Below are 10,955 nucleotides of genomic sequence, written 5' to 3'. Positions count from 1 at the left end.
CCCGCGCACGCCGTCGGCGGGGCCGAGGGCGGGGCGCCCGAGCGGGGCGCGGGCGGCTTCTGCCGGGTCGCCCTCGCCGGGCCGCGCGGTCGCGCCGACCTCGCCGTGCCCTTCGGCGTCCCCCTGGCCCGGCTGATGCCCTCGCTCGTACGTCACGCGGGCGAGGAGATCGGCCCCGACGGCGGCGTGGAGCACGGCGGCTGGGTCCTGCGGCGGGACGACGGCACCCGCCTCGACGCCGCACGCCCGCTGTCCGCGCACAACGTCCACGAGGGCGACCTGCTCTTCCTCGCGCACGGCACCGAGGACACCACGGGCCCCCTGTACGACGACGTCGTCGAGGTCATCGCGGAGGGCGGCGCCCGGGCGCCGTGGTCCGCCACCGGCGTACGCCGTGGGGCGGCGGCCTTCGGTACGGCGGCGGCTCTCGGCGGAGCCGCCGCGCTCGCCGTGACACCGGGCGTGCTCGCGGGCGTGCTCGCCCTGGTCGCGGCCGCCCTCACGCTGGGCCTCGCCGCACTCGTCTCGCGTGCTTTCGCGGATGTCACGGCCGGTACCTACGCGGCGGTGCTGGCCGCGCCGTTCGCGGCCGTGGGCGCCGTCGTCCTGCTGGGCGGCGGCTTCGGCGCGGGCCATCTGCTGCTCGTCTGCGCCGTCGTGGCGGTGCTCGGCGCGGGCTGCCCGCTGCTGGTGGGCGGCGGAGACGGCACGTTCGCCGCACTCGTCACGGCGGGGCTGCTGGCCGCGCCCGGAGCCCTCATAGCCCTCGTCTGGTCCACCGGCCCGGTGCGGGCCGCCTCGGTCACCGCCGCGCTCGCCCTCGCCGTGACCCCGCTGCTGCCCCCGCTGGCGCTGCGCCTGGCCCACCTGCCGGGCCCCCGGCTCGCCGCCACGGCGGAGGAGCTGGAGGACCTGCCCGAGCCGCCGGAGCACGAGGCGCTGGCGAAGCGGGTTGCGGCCGCCCGTCGCCTGCTGTCGGGGCTGCTGGCCGGGGCCTGCCTCGTCACCGGGGGCGGTGCACTGGTCCTGCTGGCCTCCGGCGGGCTGTGGCCCTCGGCCCTCGCCGGGACGCTCGGGCTCCTGGCCCTGCTGCGGTCCCGTCTCTTCCGGGCCACCGCCCAGGTCGGCGCCGCCGTCGCGGCAGGCCTGGCCGTTCTGTGCGGCGCGGTGGTCTGCGCGGTCCTGCGGTTCGCGGGCGGCCCGGTGCCCCTGCTGGCCGTCCTGCTCCCGCTGTGCTTCGTCGTCGCCGTGGTCGCCTGTGCCGTCGCCGTCTTCAGCGGCCGCCGCGGCCTCAACCCCCGGCTCGCCCGCGCACTGGACAGCGTCGAGACGCTCCTGCTGCTCGCCGTCGTGCCTCTCGTACTCGCCGTGTGGAACGTCTACACGGCGCTCCTGGAGCTGCGCGCATGAGGCTGCGCACGGCCGGGGCCGCCAGGGCACTCGGGGCGTTCGCCCTGCTGCTCCTGGCCGTCCCCGGCCCGTGGGGGCTCGACGGGCAGGCCGTGGCCGCGCCGAAGCCCGTGGACACGTCGTGCTCCCGGCCCCCGAAGGCGGGCGCCCCGCTGCCGGACACCCCCACGGGCCGCACCCTCGCCGACCGGCTGGGCCTCGTCCAGGCCTGGGACCTCGCAGACGGCACCGGAGTCACGGTCGCCGTCGTCGACTCCGGGGTCGACGGCCGCCATCCCGAGCTGGCGGGTGCCGTCGGCGCGGGCGCGGAGCTGGTCACCGTGCGCTCGGCCGAGGAGTTCCGGCGCCAGGTCCCGCGCGCCCCGCACCTGGACTGCGAGGGTCACGGCACCGGGGTCGCCGGGATCATCGCCGCCTCCCGGGCCGGCGAACCCCGGATCAGCGGGGTGGCGCCGGGCGCCCGCATCCACCCCGTACGGATGGTGGACGGCGTGGACCGGACGACGGCGAACACACTGGCCGCCGGGATCGACGAGGCCGTGGCCGCCGGAGCCCGCGTGCTCAACCTGTCCTTCGCCCTGCCCGTGGACCGCGCCCCGGTCCGCAGGGCCATCGCGAGAGCGGTGGCCGCCGACGTCGTCGTGGTCGCCGCGGCGGGCAACGAGGGGACCACCGACGCGCCCATGTACCCGGCCGCCTACGACGGTGTGCTCGCGGTCGGCGCGGTGGACGCGGCGGGTGAACCCATGGAGCAGTCCAACCAGGGAACCTGGGTCGACATCGCGGCCTACGGCGAGAACGAGATCGTCCCGGCCTCCGGCGGATCGGGATACCAGCAGGTCAGCGGTACGAGCTTCGCCGCCCCGCAGGTCGCCGGGGCCGCCGCACTCGTCCGCGCCCGCTTCCCCGGCCTCACGGCACGGGAGACGGCGGACCGGCTCACCGCGTCGGCCGCCCCGGTCGGCGTCGGCGGCGGGGACCCGCGTACGGGGGCGGGGCTCGTCGACCCGTTCGCCGCGCTGACCTACCTGGGCACCGGCGACGCGGGCCGGGACCCGGCGCTGAACGGGGCCATCCCGGTACAGGCGCTTCCCGCGAACGAGTCCGGGCTGACGTCCCGTTCGGTCACCGCCCTGGCCTGGAGCGGCGGGCTCCTGTTCGCCGTGCTCCTCGCCCTGCTGGGCGCGCCCGTGCTGCGCCGGGCCGCCGCACGCGGCTGGCGGCCGGGCCCGGTGAGGGAAGGGAGCGCCGGCCCATCGGGGCGCGCGGGCCGGGTGCCGCCGCCCCCGAGCACCACGGAGCAGCTCGTTCCGCCGGTGCGACGACCCGAGCCGGGCCCGGGCCGGACGACCGTACGCACCCCCGCACGCCCCCGATCGTGAAGGATCTCCGTAAGGACCGCCATGGCCACGACACGTGAACTCGCCGAAGCCCACGCCTACGAGAACAAACGTCAGGCGACCGGCCTCTTCCGGGGGGCCGACGAGGCGCTGCGCGACCCCCGGCGGCGGCTCAACCGTTCGCTGGCCGGGGGAGTCGCCGTGGGCATCCTCATCATGGCCGGATTCGGTATCGCCGGGTGGCTCGGCGGCGGCCGGGGCCCGTCGCTGCCGCAGAACGGGGCCGTGGTCGTCAGCGGCAGCGGCGACCGGTACGTCGTCAGCGAAGGGACCGTGCACCCCGCCCTGAACCTCACGTCGGCGCTGCTCGTGGGCGGCGGCAAGGTCACCGAGGTCCGGCGGGCGGCCCTGGACAAGGCACCCCGGGGGCTGCCCGTCGGCATCCCCGCCGCGCCCGACGCGCTGCCTGAGCGGGGGGACCTCGCCAAGGACCCCTGGACGGTGTGCACGGTTCCCGCCACCGACACCGAGGGCGAGGCGCGGACCCACGTGTACGTCTCCGTCGCGCAGGCGGCCCCGGCCCGCGACCTGTCCGCCGCCCGCTCCGCCACCGTGCTCGTGGAGGCGCCCGGCGGCGGGCTGTGGCTGCTCGCCGAGGGCCGCCGCTACCGGCTCTCCGAAGGCGTCGCGGCCACGCTGGGCCTCCAGCGCACGGCGCGGGTGCCCCTGCCCGACGCCCTCCTGGCCACCGTCCCCGAGGCCCCGGCGATCATCCTGCCGAAGACCGCGAACGGCGGTGCGACGACGGCCCGGCTCCCGGTGGACGCGGCGGTCGGGGATGTCGTCCACAGCGACCTCGACGGCGTCAACCCGCAGTTCTACACCGTGCGTACGGACGGCCTGGTCGCCGTCTCCGAACTCGTCTACGCACTGCTGCGCGCCACCGACGTGACCGAGCACACGCTCACCCCGGTGCAGGCGGTGAAGGCCCCCCGCTCCACGGCCGCCGCGCCCGGCGACCCGGCCTGGCCCGAACGGCTGCCCAAGGCCGACCGGCTGGACCGGGGCCGTCCGCTGTGCGTGAGCACGCCCGCCGGCTCCGCCCCCGGCAACGCCGCCTGGGAGGCCGTCGTCCACCTGCCCGCCACGCTCCCCGAGCCGAAGGGCCTCGCCGCCGTCTCCCCCGCCGACGGCACCGGGCTCGGTGCGGTGAGCGGCGTCTACGTCCGGCCGGGCCGGGGCGCGGTCGTCCGGTCCACCGCGTCGGCCGGCGCGGGCGGTACGTACACCCTGGTCACCGACGCGGGAACCGCCTATCCCTTCGCCACGGCGGAGGCGGTCGAACGGCTGCGGTTCACCCCGGACGAGGCGCCCGCCCTGCCCGCCCCGTTCGTCGACCTGCTGCCGCGCGGGCCGGTGCTCGATCCGCGTGCGGCGGCCGTCGAGCACCGGGGCGAGGGCGGCGCGTCGAAGGCCCCGGCGGAGGAAGCCGCCGACGAAGACGCGAAGAAGGGCCGCAACGAGGAGCAGGGCAAGGGCGAACAGGGGGACGACGCATGAGGAAGCCGATCACCGGAGCGTTCGGACGGGCGCGCGCCGTCACACTCCAGGCGGCCGTGGCCGCCCTCCTCACCGGCGTCGCGTTCGGCGGCCCCACCGGCTGGACGCTCGCCGGGGCGGGGACGGCGGCAGGCGTCCTCGCCCTGCTGCGCCGCCGTGGCCAGTGGCTGGACGCACGGCTGCTGGACCGGCTGTGGCGCGGAGCGCTCGCCGGGGACGGACGCCGGACGCCGGATGCCGCACTCGGCCTGGCCTCGACGCTGCTGCCGCCGCTGGAGGTGGCCGAGGTCGGCGACCGCAACGGCCGGGCCGTTGGCGTCCTCGCCGACGGCAGGGGCCATGCCGCCGTCCTCGCGCTGCCCACCGGCGTCCTGCCGTCGGCCGCCGTCGGCTTCCTGGAGGACTGGATGACGCGGGACGCGGCCCGCCCGGCGGCCGTCCAGCTGCTGGTGGAGCAGTTCGGCCTGCCGAGCTGGGACTTCCACCAGCGCTTCGAGCCGACCATGGCCTACCGCCAGCTTCCGGCCCTTGCAAGGCCCGTGGCGGTGCGGTCGTACCTCGTCGTGCGCTACGAGCCCTGGGACGCCCCCCAGGTGGCCGAGGCCCGGGGCGGCGGCGCGGCCGGCGCCCGAACGGCACTGGCCGCCGCGACGGCACGGCTGGCCGCCCGGCTGGAGAGGCTCGGCGTCTCCGCCCGGACGCTGGACGCCGAGCAGGTACGGGAGTTGCTGCGGGAGGCCGGTGACGCGGATGGCGAGGGGCGGGCCCTGCCGGACAGCTGGGCGGGCGCGCACCGCACCCACTGCGCGCTCGCCGCCCGGCTGGAGGGCCCCGAGGACTGGAACCGGCTACTCGCCGCACTGACGGGCACCGGAATGGACCGCACCGTGGCCGCCGTGACGGTCGCCCGGACAGCCCGGGGCACCGAGACCAGGGCCGCCGTACGGCTGGTGAGCGGCGCGGCCCAGCGCGCCGCCGAGGGCCGCGACCGGCTCGTCTCCGGCGGCGCGGCGCTCCCGCTCACCGGAGCACAACCCGCGGGGCTGGTGGCGACACTGCCGCTGGCCCGCCCCGCCCGGCCGCTGGAGGCCGCCACCGGCTTCGCCCCGGAGGCCGACCGCCGCCGCCCCCTGACGACGGGAGCCCGATGAACCTCCGACGGACGACCCGGGCACGCCCGGCCACCCCCGTCCGCCCGGACCTGACGGCCCTTCCGGTCAGCCCCGGTCCGGGCGGGTCGGCCGGGTCCGCAGGCCGGAGCGCGGACTTCGCGCTGTTCCCGGTGCCCACCGGTATCCACCTCGGCACCGGCCGGACGGGCGCGCCGGTCACGCTCGCGCCGTACGGGCCGGCCGGCACCCGGATCGGTGTGCTCGGCGAGTCGCTGTTCGGCCGGCTGCTGGCCTGTCGACTCGTCGCCACCGGGGCCGCGGTGACGGCGCTGACCCGGGGCCCGTCGCTGTGGACGCCGCTCGGGGCGGCCTGCGGGACGCGGCTGACGGTCACCGACGATGCGGGCGCCTGGCCCCCGCGCCCCGGCGCGGCTCCCGGCTCCGGCACGGGGCCCCAGGCCCTGGTGACGGATCTGCCCAAGCCGCCGGGGAGAGCGGTGGGCCAAGGGGCCTGGACGACCGTCGTGCACGTCGTCAGGAGGGCGCCCGCCCGCTCCGCTCACTGGCAACAGCCGCACGCGGTACTGGTGTTGGGCGCCTCCTACGCCGACGCCGTCACCCCGGTCCTCGGGCCGGAGGCCGGACGGCTGGCGGCGTCCCTGGCCCACGGCGAGATCGCACTGTTCCGGCCGGGCGGGGCGGATGTGCTGCGGCCGGACATCGCCCCGGCCGAGACGTCGCTACTGCGGCCCGGTTAGACGTCCGGAGCTACACCCCGCCTGGACGTCCAGGCGTCCCTCCTGGGACTGTCCAGGGGGCGCCCGGACATCCCCCCCCAGGGGCCGTCCGGCGGCCCCGCCGGCCGGACGGCCCCCGCCAGGGCCTCAGGCGCTACGCCGCCGGCGCAGCGCCCCCGCCACCACGTCGACCACGAGGAACCCGGCCAGGGTCACTCCCAGGACCGGGAGCGCCCAGCCCAGGGCGGCCACGGCCGGGATGCCCAGGATCAGGACCGGCAGCGGAAGCCGCCGCCACGCCCCGCGCTCCGGGGCCTTCCCGGCGAGCGCCGGACGGTCGGCCCGGGTGGGACGCCGCTGCCACCACATGCGGTAGCCCCAGACGATCACCGCGGTCAGGCCGATCGCGACGGCGGCCAGCACGATCTGGTTGACCACGCCGAACAGCACGCCCATGTGCCCCTGGACTCCGAGCTTGCTGAGCTTGTTCAGGACCGGGTGGTCTGCCCAGCGGGTGCGCGAGGTGATCTCGCCGCTGCTCGTGTCCACGGCGACCCGGTCGTAGTGCACCGGCCAGACGTTGTCGTTCTGCGCCACGACCCACGCGCTCGCCGCGTCCGCCGGAGGGGTGATCACCACGGTGCCGCCGAGGCTCGCGTCCCGGGCCGCCGCGAGGGCCGCCTCGAAGTCGGCCGGGTAGGCGTCGGCCTTCGCTTGGCCGGAACCGCCGTGCCCGGCGTGCTCCGAGTGGTCCTCGGCGGGGGCCTCGGCACCCGGGAGCGCGGTGTCGAGGGCGGGGGCGTTGCCGTTCGCCGCGTCCAGAAGTCGTCCGAACCGCTCACCGGCGTAGTTCGACCAGGTGAGGCCGGTGGCGCTGAGGAACAGGAGCCCGAGCGCCAGCCACACCCCGGTGGCCGCGTGCAGGCTGCGGGTCCGGCGCACCCCCCGGGCCGTACGGTCCGGAAGCAGCACGCCCCGGGCCGACCGCGCGCGCCGCCCGCGGCTGCGCCCGAGCCACAGCACCAGGCCGCCCGCGACGGCCACCCACAGCCAGCTCGCGGCGACTTCGGAGTACAGGCGCCCCGTGTCGCCGAGGTGGAGATTGCGGTGGAGGTCGTCGAGCCACGTGGTCAGCGGCGTCGACCCGGACCAGGTCGTCAGCTCGCCCCGGACCTCGGCGGTGTACGGGTCCACGAACACCGTGCGCTGCTTGTCGTCCAGCTCCGGGACGGAGAGCACCACCCGGGTGGTGTCCTCGGGGTCCGGCGGGGTGATCACCGACGCCGTGGTGCCATCGGGGTACGCGGCCCGCGCGGCGGCTATCTGCTCCGCCAGCGGGAGCGGCTCGTCCCCGACCTTCTCGACCCGCAGTTGATCGCCGTAGACGAGCTGGTCGAGCTGGGGCGTGAAGGTGTAGGCCAGCCCGGTCAGCGCGGCCACCAGCAGGAAAGGTGCGACGAGCACACCGGCGTAGAAGTGCAGCCGCACCAGGAGGTGGCGTACGGCTTCCCAGGAGCGGGCGGACCGGGGCTGCCCGGACTCGGATTTCGCGGGGCGGTCCGGCCCGCCGGGTGCCGGTGCGTCGGGCGAAGGCCCCGCGGCGGGCGGTCCGTCCGTCGTCGGTGCGTCCGTCGCCCGCCCGCCCGGGGCGGTGTCGGTGGGATCGTGGTCGTTCTGCGGTAGTTCGTCGGTTCTGCGAGACATGGATGCTCCTCGAAGGGCGGGCGATGGCGGACGCGCGACCGGACAGCCCCGCAGGCATGCCTCATGGACGCCGGTCGTATCCGGCGTCTGCGGCTGAGCGGGGCGGCTGTCAGGCCAGGGCCGCCGACGGCGGGCCGCGCCGGTGCCGGGAGCGGGCGAGGAGCGCCCCGAACCGGATCCGCGTGACCACCGGCGGCACTCGGCGCAGCCGGGGGAGGCAGGGGAGCGGCGGAGTGGGCCGGAGGGCGAGGAGAGGGGCGAGCAGAGCCGCGAGGCGTCGCAGCACCCGCTCCCCGTGGATCACGCAGAGGGCGGTTCCGAGCGTGGCCGCCGCGTGCGCCAGGGTCATCCCGGTGTCCATGCCATGCCCGGAGCCCCCGGCCATGGCATACCCGGAGCCTGCGTGCATGGCGTGGCCGCCGGACCCCCCGGCCAAGTGGTGTCCGTGGATGGCCGGCTGCGGTGCGGCGAGGAAGTGGAAGGCGTTGTGCAGGCCGAACTGCGTTCCGCCCAGTACGAGTGTCACGACGTCGAAGCGGCGCCGCCGCCCCCCGAAGAGCAGGGCCCCCTGCACGGTCAGGGCGAGGAACAGGAGAGTGAGCACTCCCGTGCCGGGAAGCTGCCCGCCCGCCGCGACATGGCTGACGGCGCCGAGCAGCAGGCAGGCCGAAGCGCAGAGCAGGCCCCTGGCCGCTCGCGTCGGCCAGCCGCCCCGTGCACGCATGGACACAAGGTAGCCAGCGCAGTCGAGGGGCCCGACCCCGGGTCCCGCGCTGCGCTCTCTTTCCCATGGGCAGTAGTCGGCCGCATGGCCAAAGCACTCCCGCGCGAATTCAGGCGCTGGGTATGCATGTCCGGCCACTCCGGCCGTGAGCCCGATCCGCCCCGCTCCTCCTCCCGCCCGCTTCAGTCCCCGCCCGGAGCCGGAGGACCACCCGCCCCCGGCCCCGGGCCGGTGGCTCAGCCCCCGTACTTCTCCCCGGCGTCCCGGGCCGCACGCTCCAGCCGGTCCCGGTGCCCCGTCCAGTACGCCGTGCCGCCCGGCGGCATGCTGTCGTTGCCCTGGTTCATCCCCACGGCGCCGTCCATGAGCTCCCGGAGGATGTCCGCGTGCCCGGCGTGCCGGTGCGTATCGGCGATCACGCGCACCGCGGCATGGTGCAACGTCACGTCGTCCCGGCCCTTCGGCCACCACGGCACCGTGCCGACCGTGTCCAGCGGCAGCGCGTCGATCGTCGCGTCCGCGTGCGCCCACGCCCGGCGGTAGAGGCCCACGATCTCCTCGCGCGGCTCGTCGGCGGTCGCCCACATGTCCGCGTTCGCCTCCGCGCCCTCCGCCACCCAGGGCAGCGCCTCGCCGGACGGCCGTCCGAAGGTGTCGCCGAGATAGCCCAGCTCCACGCTCGCCACGTGCTTGACGAGCCCCAGCAGATTGGTGCCGGTCGGTGTGAGGGGGCGGCGGATGTCGTATTCCGGGAGCCCGTCGAGCTTCCACAGGAGGGCGTCACGGGCGTTCTGCAGATAGAAGCGGAGAATGTCCTTGGGGTCTGATTCATTCATGGGACCCAGTCTGGCGATCATCGGAGCGGTGCTCACCGGCATTTCGCCGTCTGTGCCCCCCGAGGGCGGGCAGATCGCGGCGTCCTTCCGCACGGCACGCGCGGCGGCGAGGCGGCGGTGCCGGCCGCGGCGGGATCCGGGGCCCCGGCCGCCTCGACGCCTTCGAGGCGGACCTCCGGCGGCTCCTCGCGGACGCCTCCCCGCCGGGCCGGTTCTCCGAGCACGGCCCGAGCACCGAGGCCTTCGTCTGGGGCGCGGACGCCCCTTGAGCCCTGGGAGCGGTGTGGCGTCGCCCACAGCGAACCCCGCTCCCGAGCCCTCCCCGCGACCGTCTCGGAGGTCGATATTCCGCTTCGTACCGGGGGAGCGGGAAGATCCCCCGCCGTCGGCGGCCGCCCTGCCGTGACCGGGATCTCGTTCCTGGCGGCCCGGCCCCCTGGCAGTCTGAACCGGAATATGGGGGACCCCAGTCGAAGCCGGACGAACAGCGAGACGCCATGACCGCGACCACCGCAGCAGCAGCCACCGTCCACCACGCCCGTCGCGCCCGCACCGGTGGCCCCGACGACGGCTCGAAGCTGCTGGAGCACCTCGCGGGCTGGGCGTTCGTGGTCGTCTTCGCGATGCTCGTCACCCAGCTCGGCCTGCTGTAACGCCTGGAGCGGGGGTGCGTACGGGAAGCCTGGCAGCGCGTACGCAAACGGGCGGGGCAGGTACGGAGACAGCGAGGCGCGTACGGAAACGGTGAGGCGTGTACGGGAGAGGGCGGGGCGCGTACGGAAATGGGCGGGGCGCCCGCCCGGCGCCCTGCCCGCTCCGCTCCGCAGCCCGTGACGGCTAGTCGATCGCCTTGATCAGCTCGCCGTTCGCCGTGTCACCGCTCAGCTCCCAGAAGAAGGTGCCTCCCAGGCCCTGCTCGTCCTTGTAGTTCATCTTGGTGCCGATGGTCTCCGGGGTGTCGTAGCTCCACCAGTTGCTGCCCCAGCGGGCGTAGGCCGTACCGGCGACCGTGCCCGTGGCGGGGCAGGTGCTCTTGAGGACCTTGTAGTCCTCGATGCCCGCCTCGTACGTGCCCGCCGCCGCCCCCGTCGCGCTGCCGCCCGGCTCGGACTGCGTGACGCCGGACCAGCCCCGGCCGTAGAAGCCGATGCCCAGCAGCAGCTTCTCGGACGGGATGCCGAGGGCCTTCAGCTTGGAGATCGCGGCGTCGGAGTTGAAGCCCTCCGTCGGGATGCCCGGGTAGGAGGTGAGCGGGGAGTGCGGGGCCGACGGCCCCTGGGCCGCGAACGCGCCGAAGAAGTCGTACGTCATCGGCAGGTACCAGTCGAGGTGCCTGGCCGCCCACGCGTAGTCCACCGCGTCGATCTTGCCGCCGTCGGAGCCGTCCGCGGTGATGGCCGGTGAAGTATCCGATCACCTTGTCGCCCGCCGCCGTGGGGGCGGCCTCGGTGGCGGCGGGGGCCGCGGCCGGCTGTGCGGCGGGGGCGGCGCCGGCCGGGGACATGCCCGCGGCGCCGAGCAGGGTGGCGCCG

The 10,955-nt window shown here is 76.3% G+C and carries 9 protein-coding genes and 1 pseudogene; 6 read left to right on the top strand and 4 right to left on the bottom strand.

What is annotated here, in order from left to right:
* From eccD to CIB93_RS35925, 5 genes are all read left to right on the top strand, one after another.
* The coding region (gene eccD, locus CIB93_RS35945; protein WP_096632985.1) for a type VII secretion integral membrane protein EccD at positions 1–1,410 on the top strand (1,410 nt) is incomplete at its 5' end.
* Positions 1,407–2,792, top strand: a complete 1,386-nt coding sequence (locus CIB93_RS35940; protein WP_096632984.1) for a S8 family serine peptidase — start codon at positions 1,407–1,409, stop codon at positions 2,790–2,792. The genes eccD and CIB93_RS35940, both read left to right, overlap by 4 nt.
* A gap of 21 nt (positions 2,793–2,813) precedes the next feature.
* Complete coding sequence (gene eccB / locus CIB93_RS35935; RefSeq protein ID WP_096632983.1) at positions 2,814–4,310, top strand: type VII secretion protein EccB; 1,497 nt, start codon at positions 2,814–2,816, stop codon at positions 4,308–4,310.
* The gene (locus CIB93_RS35930; RefSeq protein WP_096632982.1) at positions 4,307–5,461 is read left to right on the top strand and encodes a type VII secretion protein EccE; all 1,155 of its coding nucleotides are present in this window, start codon (positions 4,307–4,309) and stop codon (positions 5,459–5,461) included. The genes eccB and CIB93_RS35930 overlap by 4 nt, the downstream gene beginning before the upstream one ends.
* A complete protein-coding gene (locus CIB93_RS35925) occupies positions 5,458–6,180 on the top strand; it encodes a hypothetical protein (protein ID WP_257002520.1) in 723 nt (240 codons plus the stop codon). Before CIB93_RS35930 ends, CIB93_RS35925 begins: the two co-directional genes overlap by 4 nt.
* A gap of 126 nt (positions 6,181–6,306) precedes the next feature.
* On the opposite strand, the gene CIB93_RS35920 is transcribed toward CIB93_RS35925, so the two are convergent.
* From CIB93_RS35920 to CIB93_RS35910, 3 genes are all read right to left on the bottom strand, one after another.
* Positions 6,307–7,863 carry a PepSY domain-containing protein gene (locus CIB93_RS35920; protein ID WP_096632981.1) on the bottom strand — a complete coding sequence of 519 codons (1,557 nt, stop codon included), beginning with the start codon at positions 7,861–7,863 and terminating at the stop codon, positions 6,307–6,309.
* A gap of 109 nt (positions 7,864–7,972) precedes the next feature.
* On the bottom strand, positions 7,973–8,467 hold the full coding sequence (locus CIB93_RS35915) for a hypothetical protein (protein WP_096632987.1): 495 nt from the start codon (positions 8,465–8,467) through the stop codon (positions 7,973–7,975).
* 356 nt (positions 8,468–8,823) lie between these two features.
* Complete coding sequence (locus tag CIB93_RS35910) at positions 8,824–9,423, bottom strand: DinB family protein (RefSeq protein WP_096632986.1); 600 nt, start codon at positions 9,421–9,423, stop codon at positions 8,824–8,826.
* 497 nt (positions 9,424–9,920) lie between these two features.
* On the opposite strand from CIB93_RS35910, the gene CIB93_RS37335 reads away from it, so the two are divergent.
* The gene (locus CIB93_RS37335) at positions 9,921–10,076 is read left to right on the top strand and encodes an SCO1431 family membrane protein (protein WP_107471004.1); all 156 of its coding nucleotides are present in this window, start codon (positions 9,921–9,923) and stop codon (positions 10,074–10,076) included.
* A 184-nt stretch (positions 10,077–10,260) separates the two neighbouring features.
* Here the strand turns inward: CIB93_RS37335 and CIB93_RS35900 are convergent.
* Positions 10,261–10,821: pseudogene (locus tag CIB93_RS35900) on the bottom strand (glycosyl hydrolase family 18 protein); the annotation flags it as partial.
* Positions 10,822–10,955 lie beyond the last annotated feature (134 nt).

It is taken from the genome of Streptomyces sp. WZ.A104 (assembly GCF_002382885.1).
In the GTDB taxonomy this organism is placed as follows: Bacteria; Actinomycetota; Actinomycetes; order Streptomycetales; family Streptomycetaceae; genus Streptomyces.
This window is presented reverse-complemented; position numbering and strand designations above follow the sequence as displayed.